This is a genomic window from Pseudomonas sp. SC11, assembly GCF_047039205.1.
Classification (GTDB): Bacteria; Pseudomonadota; Gammaproteobacteria; order Pseudomonadales; family Pseudomonadaceae; genus Aquipseudomonas; species Aquipseudomonas boreofloridensis.
The window spans coordinates 605,702-621,846 of sequence record NZ_CP178183.1; the positions used below are offsets into that span (position 1 = coordinate 605,702).

Sequence of the window (16,145 nt, forward strand, 5' to 3'; positions counted from 1 at the left end):
GCTGGCACAGCCCGCTTCCTGCTCCGCCAGGAGGAAAGGCCTTGAAAGACCTACTGAATCTGCTGAAAAACCAGGGTCAAGTCGAAGAGTTCGACGCCATCCGCATCGGTCTGGCGTCGCCTGAAATGATCCGTTCGTGGTCGTTCGGTGAAGTCAAGAAACCGGAGACCATCAACTACCGTACGTTCAAGCCTGAGCGTGACGGTCTGTTCTGCGCCAAGATCTTTGGCCCAGTCAAGGACTACGAGTGCCTGTGCGGCAAGTACAAGCGCCTCAAGCACCGCGGCGTGATCTGCGAGAAGTGCGGCGTTGAAGTTGCCCTGGCCAAAGTTCGTCGTGAGCGCATGGCGCACATCGAACTGGCCTCGCCGGTCGCCCACATCTGGTTCCTGAAGTCGCTGCCGTCCCGTATCGGCCTGCTGATGGACATGACCCTGCGTGACATCGAGCGCGTGCTCTACTTCGAGAGCTACGTCGTCATCGATCCGGGCATGACCACCCTCGAAAAGGGTCAGTTGCTGAACGACGAGCAGTACTTCGAAGCGCTGGAAGAGTTCGGTGACGACTTCGACGCCCGCATGGGTGCCGAGGCTGTCCGCGAGCTGCTGCACGCGATCGACCTGGAGCACGAGATTGGCCGCCTGCGTGAAGAAATTCCGCAGACCAACTCCGAAACCAAGATCAAGAAGCTGTCCAAGCGCCTGAAGCTGATGGAAGCATTCCAGGGCTCGGGCAACCTGCCTGAGTGGATGGTTCTGACCGTCCTGCCAGTACTGCCGCCGGACCTGCGTCCGCTGGTGCCGCTGGATGGTGGCCGCTTCGCGACCTCCGACCTGAACGACCTGTATCGTCGGGTGATCAACCGTAACAACCGTCTGAAGCGCCTGCTCGATCTGTCGGCGCCGGACATCATCGTGCGCAACGAAAAGCGCATGCTGCAGGAGGCGGTCGACGCCCTGCTGGACAACGGCCGTCGCGGTCGCGCCATCACTGGCTCGAACAAGCGTCCGCTGAAGTCCCTGGCCGACATGATCAAAGGTAAGCAGGGTCGCTTCCGTCAGAACTTGCTCGGCAAGCGTGTGGACTACTCCGGCCGTTCGGTTATTACCGTAGGCCCGACCCTGCGTCTGCACCAGTGCGGTCTGCCGAAGAAGATGGCCCTCGAGCTGTTCAAGCCGTTCATTTTCGGCAAGCTGGAAATGCGTGGTCTGGCGACCACCATCAAGGCTGCCAAGAAGATGGTCGAGCGCGAGCTGCCTGAGGTGTGGGACGTGCTCGCCGAGGTTATCCGCGAACATCCCGTACTGCTCAACCGTGCACCGACCCTGCACCGTCTGGGTATCCAGGCGTTCGAGCCGGTTCTGATCGAAGGCAAGGCTATCCAGCTGCACCCGCTGGTTTGTGCTGCGTACAACGCCGACTTCGACGGTGACCAGATGGCCGTTCACGTGCCGCTGACGCTGGAAGCCCAGCTCGAAGCGCGTGCGCTGATGATGTCGACCAACAACATTCTGTCGCCAGCCAACGGTGAGCCAATCATCGTTCCGTCGCAGGACGTTGTACTGGGTCTGTACTACATGACCCGTGAGGCCATCAATGCCAAGGGTGAAGGTCGTGTATTCGCTGACCTGCAGGAAGTCGACCGCGTATTCCGCGCCGGCGAAGCAGCTCTGCACGCGAAAATCAAGGTTCGTATCAACGAAACCGTGAAAGAGCGTGACGGTTCTGTGGTCAAGAACACTCGCATCGTCGATACCACTGTCGGCCGTGCCCTGTTGTTCCAAGTCGTTCCGGCAGGTCTGCCGTACGACGTGGTCAACCAGCCGATGAAGAAAAAGGCCATTTCCAAGCTGATCAACCAGTGCTACCGCGTGGTTGGTTTGAAGGAAACCGTCATCTTTGCCGACCAGTTGATGTACACCGGCTTTGCCTACTCGACCATTTCCGGCGTTTCGATCGGTGTTAACGACTTCGTTATCCCTGACGAAAAAGCCCGCATCATTGGCTCGGCCACTGATGAAGTTAAAGAAATCGAGAGTCAGTACGCCTCCGGCCTGGTCACTCAGGGCGAGAAGTACAACAAGGTCATCGACTTGTGGTCGAAGGCGAACGACGAAGTGTCCAAGGCGATGATGGCCAACCTCTCGAAAGAGAAAGTCATCGACCGCGAAGGTAACGAAGTCGATCAGGAATCCTTCAACTCGATGTACATGATGGCTGACTCCGGTGCGCGGGGTTCCGCTGCACAGATCCGTCAGTTGGCCGGTATGCGTGGTCTGATGGCCAAGCCGGATGGCTCGATCATCGAGACGCCAATCACTGCGAACTTCCGTGAAGGTCTGAGCGTACTGCAGTACTTCATCTCGACCCACGGTGCTCGTAAGGGTCTGGCGGATACCGCACTGAAGACTGCGAACTCCGGTTATCTGACGCGTCGTCTGGTGGACGTCGCCCAAGATCTGGTGGTGACCGAGATCGACTGCGGTACCGACCACGGTCTGCTGATGACTCCGCACATCGAAGGCGGCGACGTCGTAGAGCCGTTGGGCGAGCGCGTATTGGGTCGTGTCATTGCCCGTGACGTGTTCAAGCCGGGTACCGAAGACGTCATCGTTCCAGCCGGCACCCTGGTCGACGAGAAGTGGGTCGAATTCATCGAGCTGAACAGCATCGACGAAGTGATCGTGCGTTCGCCGATCAGCTGCGAAACCCGCTTCGGCATCTGCGCCAAGTGCTACGGTCGCGATCTGGCCCGTGGTCACCAGGTGAACATCGGTGAAGCTGTCGGCGTCATCGCCGCGCAGTCGATCGGTGAGCCGGGTACCCAGCTGACCATGCGTACCTTCCACATCGGTGGTGCTGCAAGCCGTACTTCGGCTGCCGACAGCGTTCAGGTGAAGAATGGCGGCATGGTGCGTCTGCACAACCTGAAGCAGGTCGAGCGTGCCGATGGCAATCTGGTCGCGGTATCGCGTTCCGGTGAACTGGCCATTGCCGACGAGTTCGGTCGTGAGCGTGAGCGCTACAAACTGCCGTACGGTGCCGTGATTTCGGTGAAGGAAGGCGACAAGGTCGAAGCTGGCGCCATCGTCGCCAAGTGGGACCCGCACACCCACCCGATCGTCACCGAACTGAAAGGTACCGTGACCTTCGTGGGCATGGAAGAGAACATCACCATCAAGCGCCAGACCGACGAACTGACCGGTCTGACCAACATTGAAGTGATGGACGTGAAGGATCGCCCGGCTGCTGGCAAGGAAATCCGTCCAGCGATCAAGATGGTCGATGCCAATGGCAAGGATCTGTACCTGCCAGGTACCGACGTACCGGCTCAGTACTTCCTGCCAGCCAACGCCCTCGTCGGTGTGGCTGACGGTGCTCAGATCGGTGTCGGTGACGTTATCGCGCGTATTCCGCAAGAAACGTCCAAGACCCGCGACATCACCGGTGGTCTGCCGCGCGTTGCCGACTTGTTCGAAGCGCGTCGTCCGAAGGAAGCGTCGATCCTGGCGGAAGTCAGCGGTACCATCGCGTTCGGTAAAGAGACCAAGGGCAAGCGCCGTCTGGTCATTACCCCGACCGACGGCAGCGATCCGTACGAAGAGCTGATTCCGAAGTGGCGCCACCTGAACGTCTTCGAAGGCGAACAGGTCAACCGCGGTGAGGTGATCTCGGACGGTCCGAGCGATCCGCATGACATTCTGCGTCTGCTGGGTGTGAGCGCGCTGGCGAAGTACATCGTCAACGAGATCCAGGACGTGTACCGTCTGCAGGGCGTGAAGATCAACGACAAGCACATCGAGACCATCCTGCGTCAGATGCTGCGCAAGGTCGAGATCAGCGAGTCGGGCGACTCCAGCTTCATCAAGGGTGACCAGATGGAACTGACTCAGGTGCTGGTGGAGAACGAGCGCCTGGCCAGTGAAGACAAGTTCATCTCGAAGTTCTCGCGTGTGCTGCTGGGTATCACCAAGGCCTCGCTGTCCACCGAATCGTTCATCTCGGCGGCTTCCTTCCAGGAAACCACCCGTGTACTGACCGAGGCGGCGGTAACCGGCAAGCGGGACTATCTGCGCGGTCTGAAAGAGAACGTGGTCGTGGGTCGTCTGATCCCGGCGGGTACCGGTCTGGCTTACCACAGCGAGCGCAAGCGTCGCCGTGATGCCGACAAACCGCTGCGTGTGAGCGCCAGTGAGGTGGAAGCCGCACTGACCGAAGCGCTGAATTCCAGCGGTAACTAAGGTAGAGGTGGGGCCCCGGCCCCTTCCTCCCCGTATCGACGACATGAATTGTTGCCGATGACCGGGCAGGAAGGGTCGGGGCCTTGTCTTGACTGGGTGCAAGATCCTCTTTAGACTTTTGTACCCTTAAATTTGGTGAGGCTCCGTCTCGCCAATTTTTGGCTTTCTTGCAAGACAATAGCGTCGCAAGACATTCAGTGGAGCTAGTAGATGGCAACTATCAACCAGCTGGTACGTCAGCCGCGCAAGCGTACCGTCGAGAAATCCGACGTACCTGCGCTGCAGAACTGCCCGCAGCGTCGTGGCGTGTGCACCCGTGTGTACACCACCACGCCGAAAAAACCTAACTCGGCACTGCGTAAAGTATGCCGTGTGCGTCTGACCAACGGTTTCGAGGTTTCCTCGTACATCGGTGGTGAAGGCCACAACCTGCAAGAGCACAGCGTCGTCCTGATCCGTGGCGGCCGTGTAAAAGACTTGCCAGGTGTTCGTTACCACACCGTTCGCGGCTCTCTGGATACTTCGGGCGTCAAAGGCCGTAACCAGGGTCGTTCGAAGTACGGTACCAAGCGTCCGAAGTAATCGGCCGTTTGCAGACATCCATTTATTTGAGTCGATAAGAGTAAGGTCGGGCAGGGGTCGAAGACCCAAGTCCCGGGCTAACCTGAAGACCGTTTGAGGGCTTATCATGCCAAGACGTCGTGTAGCAGCAAAACGTGAGATCCTGGACGATCCGAAGTACGGATCGCAGATCCTCGCCAAGTTCATGAACCACGTGATGGAAAGCGGCAAGAAGGCCGTAGCCGAGCGCATCGTTTACGGTGCTCTGGATACCGTCAAAGCACGCAAGAACAGCGACCCCCTGGAAATCTTCGAGAAAGCTCTCGACGCCATCGCTCCGCTGGTCGAAGTCAAGTCCCGCCGTGTCGGCGGTGCCACTTACCAGGTTCCGGTTGAAGTTCGTCCATCCCGTCGTAACGCTCTGGCAATGCGCTGGCTCGTAGACTACGCCCGCAAGCGCGGCGAGAAGTCGATGGCTCTGCGCCTGGCTGGCGAGCTGCTGGATGCTGCTGAAGGCAAGGGTGCTGCAGTCAAGAAGCGTGAAGACGTGCACCGTATGGCCGAGGCCAACAAAGCGTTCTCGCACTACCGCTTCTAATTCAAGCATCAATCATTTTGCGAGGGCTTTATGGCTCGTACTACAGCAATTAACCGCTACCGTAACATCGGTATCTGCGCGCACGTTGATGCGGGTAAGACTACCACTACCGAGCGGATCCTGTTCTACACAGGTCTGAGCCACAAAATGGGCGAGGTGCACGACGGCGCCGCGACCACCGACTGGATGGTGCAGGAGCAGGAGCGGGGCATCACCATTACCTCCGCTGCCGTTACCACCTTCTGGAAAGGTTCCCGTGGTCAGTACGACAACTACCGCGTAAACGTCATCGATACCCCCGGCCACGTTGACTTCACCATTGAAGTTGAACGTTCGCTGCGCGTACTCGACGGCGCGGTCGTCGTATTCTGCGGTACTTCCGGCGTTGAGCCGCAGTCCGAAACCGTATGGCGCCAGGCCAACAAGTACGGTGTTCCACGTGTTGTCTACGTGAACAAGATGGACCGCGCGGGTGCCAACTTCCTGCGCGTTGTCGGTCAGATCAAGAACCGTCTGGGTCATACCCCGGTTCCGGTTCAGCTGGCTATCGGTGCAGAAGATGACTTCCAGGGTCAGGTTGACCTGATCAAGATGAAGGCCATCTACTGGAACGATGACGACAAAGGCACCTCCTATCGTGAGGAAGAAATTCCTGCCGATATGCTGGAGTTGGCTGAAGAGTGGCGCAGCAACATGGTTGAAGCCGCCGCTGAAGCCAACGAAGAGCTGATGAACAAGTACCTTGAAGAAGGTGAGCTGACCGCCGAAGAGATCAAGGCAGGCCTGCGTGCGCGCACCCTGGCCAGCGAGATCGTTCCGGCTGTCTGCGGTTCTTCGTTCAAGAACAAGGGTGTTCCTCTGGTTCTCGACGCTGTCATCGACTTCCTGCCTGCTCCGACCGAAATCCCGGCGATCAAGGGTATCCATCCCGATCTGATCGACGTGCCGAAGGACGAAGTCAAGCCAGAACAGTATGACGAGCGTCCTGCTGACGACAACGAGCCGTTCTCGGCTCTGGCGTTCAAGATTGCCACCGACCCGTTCGTGGGTACTCTGACCTTCGTTCGCGTCTACTCGGGCTTCCTGACCTCCGGTGACTCCGTCATCAACTCGGTCAAGGGCAAGAAAGAGCGCGTTGGTCGTATGGTGCAGATGCACGCCAACCAGCGTGAAGAGATCAAAGAAGTACGCGCTGGCGACATCGCTGCTCTGATCGGCATGAAGGACGTCACCACCGGTGACACCCTGTGCAACGCCGACAAGCCGATCATCCTCGAGCGTATGGACTTCCCTGAGCCGGTCATTTCGCTCTCCGTTGAGCCGAAAACCAAGGCTGACCAGGAGAAGATGGGTATCGCTCTGGGCAAGCTGGCCCAGGAAGACCCGTCGTTCCGCGTCAAGACCGACGAAGAAACCGGTCAAACCATCATCTCTGGTATGGGTGAGCTGCACCTGGACATCCTCGTTGACCGCATGAAGCGCGAGTTCAACGTCGAGTGCAACGTCGGCAAGCCGCAGGTTTCGTACCGCGAGAAGATCACCAAGTCCAACGTTGAGATCGAAGGTAAGTTCGTTCGTCAGTCCGGTGGTCGTGGTCAGTTCGGTCACTGCTGGATCCGTTTCTCGGAGCCGGACGTCGACGAGAAGGGCAACATCACCGAAGGTCTGGTGTTCAGCAACGAAGTCGTTGGTGGTGTGATTCCTAAGGAATTCATCGCCCCGATCCAGAAGGGTATCGAAGAACAGATGAAGAACGGCGTTGTCGCCGGTTATCCTCTGCTCGGCCTGAAGGCCACGGTATTCGACGGTTCGTACCACGACGTCGACTCCAACGAAATGGCGTTCAAAATCGCTGCTTCGATGGCCACCAAGCAACTGGCCCAGAAGGGCGGTGGCGTGGTTCTCGAGCCGATCATGAAGGTCGAGGTTGTAACCCCGGAAGACTACCTGGGTGACGTGATGGGTGACCTGAGCCGTCGTCGCGGGATGATCCAGGGTAATGAAGACTCGGTGTCCGGCAAGGTAATCACTGCTGAGGTGCCGCTGGGAGAGATGTTCGGTTACGCAACCGATGTTCGTTCCATGTCTCAGGGTCGCGCAAGCTACTCCATGGAATTCTCCAAATACGCCGAAGCTCCGTCGAACATCGTCGAAGCACTCGTTAAAAAACAAGGCTAATCCCCTTTAGGCAAGAGGTTCACTGTCGTGGCTAAAGAAAAATTTGATCGTTCCCTTCCCCACGTTAACGTCGGCACCATCGGCCACGTTGACCACGGTAAGACCACTCTGACCGCAGCTCTGACTCGCGTTTGCTCCGAAGTTTTCGGTTCGGCAATCGTTGAGTTCGACAAGATCGACTCGGCTCCGGAAGAAAAAGCGCGCGGTATCACCATCAACACCGCTCACGTTGAGTACAACTCGACCATTCGTCACTACGCTCACGTTGACTGCCCAGGTCACGCTGACTACGTGAAGAACATGATCACCGGTGCTGCCCAGATGGACGGCGCGATCCTGGTGTGCTCGGCCGCTGATGGTCCGATGCCACAAACCCGTGAGCACATCCTGCTGTCCCGTCAGGTTGGCGTTCCGTACATCGTGGTCTTCCTGAACAAGGCTGACCTGGTAGACGACGCTGAGCTGCTGGAACTGGTCGAGATGGAAGTTCGCGACCTGCTGTCCACCTACGACTTCCCAGGCGACGACACCCCGATCATCATCGGTTCGGCTCGTATGGCGCTGGAAGGCAAAGACGACAACGAAATGGGCACTACCGCTGTCAAGAAGCTGGTAGAGACTCTGGACAGCTACATTCCTGAGCCAGTTCGTGCCATCGACCAGCCGTTCCTGATGCCGATCGAAGACGTATTCTCGATCTCGGGCCGTGGTACCGTTGTGACCGGTCGTATCGAGCGTGGTATCGTCCGCGTTCAGGATCCGCTGGAAATCGTTGGTCTGCGTGACACCACCACCACCACCTGCACCGGCGTTGAGATGTTCCGCAAGCTGCTGGACGAAGGTCGTGCTGGCGAGAACTGCGGCGTTCTGCTGCGTGGTACCAAGCGTGACGACGTTGAGCGTGGCCAGGTTCTGGTCAAGCCAGGTTCGGTCAAGCCGCACACCAAGTTCACCGCAGAAGTCTACGTTCTGTCGAAAGAAGAAGGCGGCCGTCACACGCCGTTCTTCAAAGGCTACCGTCCTCAGTTCTACTTCCGTACCACTGACGTGACCGGTAACTGCGAACTGCCGGAAGGCGTTGAAATGGTAATGCCAGGTGACAACATTCAGATGACTGTCACTCTGATCAAGACCATCGCAATGGAAGACGGTCTGCGCTTCGCCATCCGTGAAGGCGGTCGTACCGTCGGCGCCGGCGTCGTAGCAAAAATCATCGAGTAATCACTCGACCGATTGAAAAAGCCCCCGCTCAGCGGGGGCTTTTTTTATTGGGTTGACACTAAATGGGGGCGTCTATAGAATCACGCCTCCTTTTAGCGGGCGTAGTGCGTCCGTTGGGAACAGCCTGGAGTCTGAAATCCAATGCAAAATCAGCAAATCCGTATCAGGTTGAAGGCTTTCGACCATCGCCTGATCGACCAATCCACCCAGGAAATCGTGGAAACCGCGAAACGTACTGGTGCACAAGTGCGTGGTCCAATTCCACTGCCTACTCGCAAAGAGCGTTTCACCGTTCTGGTCTCCCCGCACGTCAACAAAGACGCGCGTGACCAGTACGAGATTCGCACTCATAAGCGCGTTCTGGACATCGTCCAGCCGACGGATAAAACCGTTGATGCGCTGATGAAGCTTGATCTTGCGGCAGGTGTGGAAGTGCAGATCAGCCTCGGCTAAGACTTCGGTCCTAGTCGTGTAACGCTCTGAAATGGGCGGCCATAGCGGGTGAAAGCCCCGTACACTCATGAGGTTTACAACATGACTATTGGTGTAGTCGGTCGCAAATGCGGTATGACCCGCGTTTTCACCGAAGAAGGTGTCTCCATTCCGGTCACGGTCATTGAGATCGAGCCGAATCGCGTCACCCAGTTCAAAACTGAAGAATCCGATGGCTACCGTGCAGTGCAAGTCACTGTCGGCGAGCGTCGTGCTTCGCGTGTGACTGCCGCTCAGGCAGGTCACTTCGCCAAGGCTAACGTTGCCGCTGGTCGCGGTGTCTGGGAGTTCCGTCTTGAAGAAGGCGATTTCCAGGCTGGCGATCTGATCAAAGCTGAACTCTTCACTGCAGGCCAGCTGGTAGACGTAACCGGTCAGTCCAAGGGTAAAGGCTTCGCCGGTACCATCAAGCGTTGGAACTTCCGTGGTCAGGACAACACCCACGGTAACTCCGTATCGCACCGTGTCCCTGGCTCCATCGGCCAGTGCCAGACTCCTGGTCGTGTATTCAAGGGCAAGAAGATGTCCGGTCACATGGGCGCCGAGCGCGTGACTGTTCAGTCCCTGGAAGTAGTACGCGTAGACGCTGAACGCAACCTTCTGCTGATCAAGGGTGCCGTTCCAGGCGCTACTGGCGGCGACGTGGTTGTGCGTCCAGCTGTCAAGGCTCGCGGTTAAGGGGAAACTGACATGCAACTTAATGTAAATGACGCTCAGGCGATCGAAGTTTCCGAACTGACTTTCGGTGGCGAATTCAACGAGACGCTGGTACACCAAGCGGTCGTGGCCTACATGGCCGGCGGCCGTCAGGGCACCAAGCAGCAAAAGACCCGTTCCGACGTGGCCGGTGGCGGTAAGCGCCCATGGCGTCAGAAGGGTACTGGCCGTGCTCGTGCCGGTACCACTCGTGGTCCGATCTGGCGTGGCGGTGGTGTCACCTTCGCAGCTCGCCCTCAAGATCACTCGCAGAAGCTCAACAAGAAGATGTACCGCGCAGCTCTGCGCTCCATCCTCTCCGAGCTGGTGCGTAGCGATCGTCTGGTCGTGGTTCAGGACTTCGCTGTCGAAGCGCCGAAAACCAAAGACTTGCTGAACAAGCTGAACGGCATGGGCCTGAACGATGTTCTGATCGTTTCGGACACAGTTGATCAGAATCTGTACCTGGCTGCTCGTAACCTGCCGCACGTCGACGTACGTGACGTACAAGGTTCCGACCCGGTAAGCCTGATCGCCTACGAGAAAGTGTTGATCACTGTCTCCGCCGTGAAGAAATTCGAGGAGCTGCTGGGATGAACCAGGAACGCGTATTCAAAGTCCTCCTTGGCCCGCACGTTTCCGAGAAGGCTACCGTTCTGGCTGAGAAAAAAGGCCAGTTCGTATTCAAGGTTGCTACCGATGCAACCAAGCTGGAAATCAAGAAAGCTGTCGAAGGCCTGTTCAACGTAAAAGTTGAAAACGTGTCGACTGTCAACGTGATGGGTAAAACCAAGCGTACCGCACGTGGTCTGGGCAAGCGCAATGACTGGAAGAAGGCGATCGTATCCCTTCAGCCAGGCCAAGATCTCGATTTCAGCAGCAGTGCTGAGTAAGGAAGGGGTGCATCATGGCAATCGTTAAATGCAAACCGACTTCCCCTGGCCGCCGTTTCGTGGTCAAGGTGGTCAACAAGGAGCTGCACAAAGGCGCTCCTCACGCACCGCTGCTCGAGAAGAAATCGAAGTCTGGTGGTCGTAACAACAATGGCCGCATTACTACCCGTCATGTGGGTGGTGGTCATAAGCAGCACTACCGTCTGGTCGACTTCCGTCGCAACGACAAAGATGGCATCCCTGCCACTGTCGAGCGCGTCGAATATGACCCGAACCGTACTGCTCACATCGCACTGCTGTGCTACGCAGACGGCGAGCGTCGCTACATCATCGCCCCTAAAGGCGTGAGCGCTGGCGATCAGCTGATCGCAGGTGCACTGGCCCCAATCAAGGCTGGTAACTCCCTGCAGCTGCGCAACATCCCAGTAGGTAGCACCATTCACGGCATCGAGCTGAAGCCGGGTAAAGGTGCACAGATCGCTCGTTCCGCTGGCGCTTCGGCTCAGCTGATCGCTCGTGAAGGTGCCTATGTGACTCTGCGTCTGCGCTCCGGTGAGATGCGCAAAGTACTGGCTGAATGCCGTGCGACCCTGGGTGAAGTCTCGAACTCCGAGCACAGCCTGCGTTCGCTGGGTAAAGCAGGTGCTAAACGCTGGCGCGGCGTTCGCCCAACCGTTCGTGGTGTTGCCATGAACCCGGTTGACCACCCACATGGTGGTGGTGAAGGTCGTACCTCCGGTGGTCGTCATCCGGTATCGCCATGGGGCTTCCCAACCAAGGGTGCGAAGACCCGCGGTAATAAGCGTACCGACAACATGATCGTCCGTCGTCGCAAGTAACTAGAGGGATACGACAGTGCCACGTTCTCTGAAAAAAGGTCCTTTTATCGATCTTCACCTGCTGAAGAAGATCGAAGTGGCGGTGGAAAAGAACGATCGCAAGCCGGTGAAAACCTGGTCGCGCCGTTCGATGATCCTGCCACAAATGGTCGGTCTGACCATCGCGGTACACAACGGTCGCCAACACGTCCCCGTTCTCGTGAACGAAGACATGGTCGGCCACAAACTGGGCGAGTTCGCCGGTACCCGCACCTATCGCGGGCACGTGGCTGACAAGAAAGCCAAGCGTTAAGGGGTAAGGAAATGGAAGTAGCCGCTAAGTTGTCGGGCGCTCGAATCTCCGCCCAGAAAGCCCGCTTGGTCGCCGACCAGATCCGCGGGAAGAAGGTGGGCGAAGCGCTCAACCTGTTGGCCTTCAGCAGCAAAAAAGCCGCTGAAATCATGAAGAAAGTCCTCGAGTCGGCCGTTGCCAACGCCGAACACAACGAAGGCGCAGACGTTGATGACCTGAAGGTCTCCACCGTTTTCGTCAACGAAGGGCGTTCGCTTAAGCGCATCATGCCGCGTGCCAAAGGCCGCGCTGATCGCATCGTCAAGCGGTCTTGCCATATCACTGTCAAGGTTGCGGACAAGTAACGGAGTCGATCAGATGGGTCAGAAAGTACATCCCACTGGCATTCGCCTGGGAATCGTCAAGGAGCACACCTCCGTCTGGTACGCAGACGGTGCTACTTACGCAGATTACCTGTTGAAGGATCTGAAAACGCGTGAGTACCTCCAAGACAAACTAAAAAGCGCGTCCGTAAGCCGTATCGATATTCATCGTCCGGCTCAAACTGCACGCATCACCATCCACACTGCTCGTCCCGGTATCGTTATCGGCAAGAAAGGTGAGGATGTCGAGAAGCTGCGTCAGGACCTGACCAAGCAGATGGGTGTGCCTGTGCACATCAACATCGAAGAGATCCGCAAGCCGGAGCTCGACGCCATGCTGGTTGCTCAAAGCGTTGCCCAGCAGCTGGAGCGCCGCGTTATGTTCCGTCGCGCCATGAAGCGCGCAGTACAGAACGCCATGCGTATTGGTGCCAAGGGCATCAAGATCCAGGTGAGCGGTCGTCTCGGCGGTGCCGAGATCGCCCGTACTGAGTGGTATCGGGAAGGTCGTGTGCCACTGCACACCCTGCGTGCCGATATCGACTACAACACCTACGAAGCTCACACCACCTACGGTGTGATCGGTGTGAAGGTTTGGATCTTCAAAGGCGAAGTGATTGGTGGTCGCCAGGAAGAGCTGAAGCCGCAAGCACCAGCGCCTCGTAAAAAAGCTGCTAAGTAAGGGGTACGCCAAATGTTGCAACCAAAGCGTACAAAATTCCGCAAGCAGATGACTGGCCACAACCGTGGTCTGGCACTGCGCGGTAGCAAGGTCAGCTTCGGCGAGTTCGCCCTGAAAGCTGTTGCTCGCGGTCGCCTCACCGCCCGTCAGATCGAGTCGGCACGTCGTGCACTGACCCGTCACGTTAAGCGTGGCGGCAAGATCTGGATCCGCGTCTTCCCGGACAAGCCAGTTACCAAGAAGCCTCTCGAAGTGCGGATGGGTAAAGGTAAGGGTTCCGTGGAGTACTGGGTTGCCCAGATCCAGCCAGGCAAAGTCCTGTACGAGATCGAGGGTGTTTCTGAAGAGCTGGCGCGCGAAGCTTTCGCTCTGGCCGCTGCAAAGCTGCCTCTCGCCACCTCCTTTGTTAAGCGGACGGTGATGTGATGAAAGCGAATGAACTTCGTGAAAAATCGGCACAGCAACTGAACGAGCAACTGCTCGGCTTGCTGCGCGACCAGTTCAATCTGCGTATGCAGAAAGCAACTGGCCAGTTGGGGCAGTCGCACCTGCTCTCGCAAGTTAAGCGTGACATCGCTCGCGTGAAAACTGTGCTCAACCAGCAGGCAGGTAAGTGATCATGGCTGAAGCTGAAAAAACCGTCCGTACGCTGACTGGCCGTGTCGTCAGCGACAAAATGGACAAGACCATCACCGTTCTGATCGAGCGTCGCGTCAAGCACCCGATCTACGGTAAATACGTTAAGCGTTCGACTAAGCTGCACGCGCACGACGAAACCAACCAGTGCAAAATCGGCGACAAGGTTTCCATCACCGAAACCCGTCCGCTGGCCAAGACCAAGTCCTGGGCACTGGTTGAAGTCCTCGAACGCGCTGTTGAAGTCTAAGGGCTAGGGGTCGGAGAAATTTTATGATTCAGACTCAATCCATGCTCGATGTGGCCGATAACAGCGGCGCTCGTCGCGTCATGTGCATCAAGGTGCTCGGCGGTTCGCACCGCCGTTACGCTGGCATCGGTGACATCATCAAAGTAACCGTCAAGGAAGCGATTCCTCGCGGTAAGGTCAAAAAAGGCCAGGTGATGACCGCTGTTGTCGTCCGTACCCGTCACGGTGTACGTCGCGCTGACGGTTCCATCATTCGTTTCGACGGCAACGCTGCTGTTCTGCTGAACAACAAGCAAGAGCCGATCGGTACTCGCATCTTCGGGCCAGTGACCCGTGAACTTCGTAACGAGAAGTTCATGAAGATCGTCTCGCTCGCCCCTGAAGTGCTGTAAGGAGATCCGACATGCAAAAGATTCGTCGTGACGACGAGATCATCGTGATCGCCGGCAAAGACAAGGGCAAGCGCGGTAAGGTGCTGAAGGTGCTCGCTGACGACCGTCTGGTCGTTGGTGGTGTCAACCTGGTCAAGCGTCATACCAAGCCGAACCCGATGGCAGGCGTTCAGGGCGGTATCGTCGAGAAAGAAGCGCCTCTGCACGCTTCCAACGTGGCCATCTTCAATGGCGAAACCAACAAGGCTGACCGTGTTGGTTTCAAAGTAGAAGACGGTAAGAAAATTCGTGTCTTCAAGTCGACCCAAAAAGCGGTTGATGCTTGAACACTGCTAGGTAGAAGACCATGGCACGACTGAAAGAGATTTACCGGAACGAAATCGCTCCCAAGCTTAAGGAAGAACTTAAGCTGTCGAACGTAATGGAAGTTCCGCGCGTTACCAAGATCACCCTGAACATGGGTCTGGGCGAAGCGATCGGTGACAAGAAAGTCATCGAGCACGCGGTTGCCGATCTCGAAAAGATCACCGGCCAAAAGCCGGTCGTGACCTTCGCTCGTAAATCCATCGCGGGCTTCAAAGTCCGTGAGGGCTGGCCGATCGGTGTCAAGGTGACCCTGCGTCGCGAAAAAATGTACGAGTTCCTGGACCGCCTGCTGGCGATCTCCCTGCCTCGGGTTCGCGACTTCCGCGGCCTGAATGCCAAGTCCTTCGACGGTCGTGGCAACTACAGCATGGGCGTGAAAGAGCAGATCATCTTCCCGGAAATCGATTACGACAAGATCGATGCTCTGCGCGGTTTGGACATCACCCTGACCACCACTGCTCGTTCGGACGACGAAGGCCGCGCTTTGCTGCGTGCTTTCAAGTTCCCGTTCCGCAACTGATTGGAGTAGGAAAATGGCCAAGAAGAGCATGAAAAACCGCGAGCTGAAGCGTCAGCTCACGGTAGCCAAGTACGCTAAAAAGCGTGCGGAGCTGAAAGCGACCATCGTCAACCTGAACGCTTCTCCTGAAGAGCGTTTCGCTGCCGTTGTCGCGCTGCAGAAGCAACCGCGTGATGCCAGCGCTGCACGTCTGCGCAACCGTTGCCGCCTGACCGGTCGTCCTCACGGTGTTTACCGTAAGTTCGGCCTGGGCCGTAACATGCTGCGCCAGGCTGCAATGCGCGGCGACGTACCAGGTCTGGTCAAGGCCAGCTGGTAAGCGCTACTGGTGTGATTTCCGGTGGAAGGGGAGAAATCTCCGACCACCGGTGGCCTCGCCAACGAACAAGCCCCTTCATGGGGCTTGTTTCGTTTCTGTCTTGTGTCTAGAATGACCGGCTCACCTGGGCCTGGGTATTTTGCCCTGCCTGCTTAGGTGGTTGTGATAGCCGCAAGGCTAATAATTCTTGTATCAGGAGCATCTAGCCCATGAGTATGCAGGACCCGTTAGCGGACATGCTAACTCGCATCCGTAATGCCCAGATGGCTGAAAAGTCCGTCGTAAGCATGCCTTCCTCCACCCTGAAGGTCGCGGTTGCCAAAGTTCTGAAAGATGAAGGTTACATCGCCGGCTACCAGGTAACTGGTGAGGCCAAGCCTTCCCTGTCGATCGAACTGAAGTACTTCGAAGGCCGTCCGGTCATCGAGGAACTGAAGCGCTCCAGCCGTCCAGGCCTGCGCCAGTACAAGTCCGTCACCGATCTGCCGAAAGTACGTGGCGGTCTGGGCGTGTCTATCGTCTCCACCAACAAAGGTGTGATGACTGATCGCGCTGCGCGCGCTGCCGGTGTCGGTGGCGAAGTTCTGTGCACAGTGTTCTAAGGGGA

The 16,145-nt window shown here is 57.3% G+C and carries 21 protein-coding genes; all 21 read left to right on the forward strand.

Annotation, left to right across the window (positions count from 1 at the left end; genetic code table 11):
• Positions 1-41 precede the first annotated feature (41 nt).
• The 21 genes from rpoC (at position 42) to rpsH (ending at position 16,140) form a co-directional block, all read left to right on the forward strand.
• A complete protein-coding gene (rpoC, locus tag ACK2SD_RS02735) occupies positions 42-4,241 on the forward strand; it encodes a DNA-directed RNA polymerase subunit beta' (RefSeq protein ID WP_029614354.1) in 4,200 nt (1,399 codons plus the stop codon).
• Between the two features lie 210 nt (positions 4,242-4,451).
• Positions 4,452-4,823 carry a 30S ribosomal protein S12 gene (gene rpsL / locus ACK2SD_RS02740; RefSeq protein ID WP_003257088.1) on the forward strand — a complete coding sequence of 124 codons (372 nt, stop codon included), beginning with the start codon at positions 4,452-4,454 and terminating at the stop codon, positions 4,821-4,823.
• A gap of 106 nt (positions 4,824-4,929) precedes the next feature.
• The gene (gene rpsG / locus ACK2SD_RS02745) at positions 4,930-5,400 is read left to right on the forward strand and encodes a 30S ribosomal protein S7 (protein WP_003246741.1); all 471 of its coding nucleotides are present in this window, start codon (positions 4,930-4,932) and stop codon (positions 5,398-5,400) included.
• A 30-nt stretch (positions 5,401-5,430) separates the two neighbouring features.
• Positions 5,431-7,578 (forward strand): elongation factor G, encoded by a 2,148-nt coding sequence (fusA, locus tag ACK2SD_RS02750; RefSeq protein WP_412461299.1) that lies wholly within the window; start codon positions 5,431-5,433, stop codon positions 7,576-7,578.
• Positions 7,579-7,605: 27 nt separating this feature from the next.
• On the forward strand, positions 7,606-8,799 hold the full coding sequence (gene tuf / locus ACK2SD_RS02755) for an elongation factor Tu (protein ID WP_003255489.1): 1,194 nt from the start codon (positions 7,606-7,608) through the stop codon (positions 8,797-8,799).
• Positions 8,800-8,940: 141 nt separating this feature from the next.
• Positions 8,941-9,252, forward strand: a complete 312-nt coding sequence (gene rpsJ / locus ACK2SD_RS02760) for a 30S ribosomal protein S10 (protein ID WP_003186070.1) — start codon at positions 8,941-8,943, stop codon at positions 9,250-9,252.
• Positions 9,253-9,333: 81 nt separating this feature from the next.
• Positions 9,334-9,969, forward strand: a complete 636-nt coding sequence (gene rplC / locus ACK2SD_RS02765) for a 50S ribosomal protein L3 (RefSeq protein WP_039581041.1) — start codon at positions 9,334-9,336, stop codon at positions 9,967-9,969.
• 12 nt (positions 9,970-9,981) lie between these two features.
• A complete protein-coding gene (rplD, locus tag ACK2SD_RS02770) occupies positions 9,982-10,584 on the forward strand; it encodes a 50S ribosomal protein L4 (protein ID WP_412461300.1) in 603 nt (200 codons plus the stop codon).
• Complete coding sequence (gene rplW, locus ACK2SD_RS02775; protein WP_029614574.1) at positions 10,581-10,880, forward strand: 50S ribosomal protein L23; 300 nt, start codon at positions 10,581-10,583, stop codon at positions 10,878-10,880. Before rplD ends, rplW begins: the two co-directional genes overlap by 4 nt.
• 14 nt (positions 10,881-10,894) lie before the next feature.
• Entirely contained in the window at positions 10,895-11,719 is an 825-nt protein-coding gene (gene rplB / locus ACK2SD_RS02780) for a 50S ribosomal protein L2 (protein WP_029614573.1), read from the forward strand.
• Positions 11,720-11,735: 16 nt separating this feature from the next.
• Positions 11,736-12,011 carry a 30S ribosomal protein S19 gene (gene rpsS, locus ACK2SD_RS02785; protein WP_010486981.1) on the forward strand — a complete coding sequence of 92 codons (276 nt, stop codon included), beginning with the start codon at positions 11,736-11,738 and terminating at the stop codon, positions 12,009-12,011.
• Between the two features lie 11 nt (positions 12,012-12,022).
• Positions 12,023-12,355 (forward strand): 50S ribosomal protein L22, encoded by a 333-nt coding sequence (rplV, locus tag ACK2SD_RS02790; protein WP_003103908.1) that lies wholly within the window; start codon positions 12,023-12,025, stop codon positions 12,353-12,355.
• 13 nt (positions 12,356-12,368) lie between these two features.
• Positions 12,369-13,055, forward strand: a complete 687-nt coding sequence (gene rpsC, locus ACK2SD_RS02795) for a 30S ribosomal protein S3 (protein ID WP_003255481.1) — start codon at positions 12,369-12,371, stop codon at positions 13,053-13,055.
• A gap of 12 nt (positions 13,056-13,067) precedes the next feature.
• On the forward strand, positions 13,068-13,481 hold the full coding sequence (rplP, locus tag ACK2SD_RS02800) for a 50S ribosomal protein L16 (RefSeq protein WP_009397508.1): 414 nt from the start codon (positions 13,068-13,070) through the stop codon (positions 13,479-13,481).
• A complete protein-coding gene (rpmC, locus tag ACK2SD_RS02805) occupies positions 13,481-13,672 on the forward strand; it encodes a 50S ribosomal protein L29 (protein ID WP_002555481.1) in 192 nt (63 codons plus the stop codon). The genes rplP and rpmC overlap by 1 nt, the downstream gene beginning before the upstream one ends.
• A gap of 2 nt (positions 13,673-13,674) precedes the next feature.
• The gene (gene rpsQ, locus ACK2SD_RS02810) at positions 13,675-13,941 is read left to right on the forward strand and encodes a 30S ribosomal protein S17 (RefSeq protein ID WP_023534981.1); all 267 of its coding nucleotides are present in this window, start codon (positions 13,675-13,677) and stop codon (positions 13,939-13,941) included.
• A gap of 23 nt (positions 13,942-13,964) precedes the next feature.
• Positions 13,965-14,333: a 50S ribosomal protein L14 gene (gene rplN / locus ACK2SD_RS02815; protein WP_011063774.1), complete on the forward strand. Its 369-nt coding sequence runs from the start codon at positions 13,965-13,967 to the stop codon at positions 14,331-14,333.
• 11 nt (positions 14,334-14,344) lie between these two features.
• Entirely contained in the window at positions 14,345-14,659 is a 315-nt protein-coding gene (gene rplX, locus ACK2SD_RS02820) for a 50S ribosomal protein L24 (protein ID WP_016715319.1), read from the forward strand.
• Between the two features lie 20 nt (positions 14,660-14,679).
• The gene (gene rplE, locus ACK2SD_RS02825; RefSeq protein ID WP_012316517.1) at positions 14,680-15,219 is read left to right on the forward strand and encodes a 50S ribosomal protein L5; all 540 of its coding nucleotides are present in this window, start codon (positions 14,680-14,682) and stop codon (positions 15,217-15,219) included.
• 13 nt (positions 15,220-15,232) lie between these two features.
• Complete coding sequence (gene rpsN / locus ACK2SD_RS02830; protein ID WP_009397499.1) at positions 15,233-15,538, forward strand: 30S ribosomal protein S14; 306 nt, start codon at positions 15,233-15,235, stop codon at positions 15,536-15,538.
• 209 nt (positions 15,539-15,747) lie between these two features.
• Positions 15,748-16,140: a 30S ribosomal protein S8 gene (rpsH, locus tag ACK2SD_RS02835; protein ID WP_008089805.1), complete on the forward strand. Its 393-nt coding sequence runs from the start codon at positions 15,748-15,750 to the stop codon at positions 16,138-16,140.
• Positions 16,141-16,145 lie beyond the last annotated feature (5 nt).

Coding starts and splice junctions, on each gene's coding strand:
- rpsJ (WP_003186070.1), top strand. CDS start 8,941: ATGCAAAATCAGCAAATCCGTATCAGGTTGAAGGCTTTCGACCATCGC.
- rplB (WP_029614573.1), top strand. CDS start 10,895: ATGGCAATCGTTAAATGCAAACCGACTTCCCCTGGCCGCCGTTTCGTG.
- rplV (WP_003103908.1), top strand. CDS start 12,023: ATGGAAGTAGCCGCTAAGTTGTCGGGCGCTCGAATCTCCGCCCAGAAA.
- rplW (WP_029614574.1), top strand. CDS start 10,581: ATGAACCAGGAACGCGTATTCAAAGTCCTCCTTGGCCCGCACGTTTCC.
- rpmC (WP_002555481.1), top strand. CDS start 13,481: ATGAAAGCGAATGAACTTCGTGAAAAATCGGCACAGCAACTGAACGAG.
- rpsN (WP_009397499.1), top strand. CDS start 15,233: ATGGCCAAGAAGAGCATGAAAAACCGCGAGCTGAAGCGTCAGCTCACG.
- rplC (WP_039581041.1), top strand. CDS start 9,334: ATGACTATTGGTGTAGTCGGTCGCAAATGCGGTATGACCCGCGTTTTC.
- rplE (WP_012316517.1), top strand. CDS start 14,680: ATGGCACGACTGAAAGAGATTTACCGGAACGAAATCGCTCCCAAGCTT.
- rpsG (WP_003246741.1), top strand. CDS start 4,930: ATGCCAAGACGTCGTGTAGCAGCAAAACGTGAGATCCTGGACGATCCG.
- rpsL (WP_003257088.1), top strand. CDS start 4,452: ATGGCAACTATCAACCAGCTGGTACGTCAGCCGCGCAAGCGTACCGTC.
- rplX (WP_016715319.1), top strand. CDS start 14,345: ATGCAAAAGATTCGTCGTGACGACGAGATCATCGTGATCGCCGGCAAA.
- rpsQ (WP_023534981.1), top strand. CDS start 13,675: ATGGCTGAAGCTGAAAAAACCGTCCGTACGCTGACTGGCCGTGTCGTC.
- rpsH (WP_008089805.1), top strand. CDS start 15,748: ATGAGTATGCAGGACCCGTTAGCGGACATGCTAACTCGCATCCGTAAT.
- rpsC (WP_003255481.1), top strand. CDS start 12,369: ATGGGTCAGAAAGTACATCCCACTGGCATTCGCCTGGGAATCGTCAAG.
- rplD (WP_412461300.1), top strand. CDS start 9,982: ATGCAACTTAATGTAAATGACGCTCAGGCGATCGAAGTTTCCGAACTG.
- rplN (WP_011063774.1), top strand. CDS start 13,965: ATGATTCAGACTCAATCCATGCTCGATGTGGCCGATAACAGCGGCGCT.
- fusA (WP_412461299.1), top strand. CDS start 5,431: ATGGCTCGTACTACAGCAATTAACCGCTACCGTAACATCGGTATCTGC.
- rplP (WP_009397508.1), top strand. CDS start 13,068: ATGTTGCAACCAAAGCGTACAAAATTCCGCAAGCAGATGACTGGCCAC.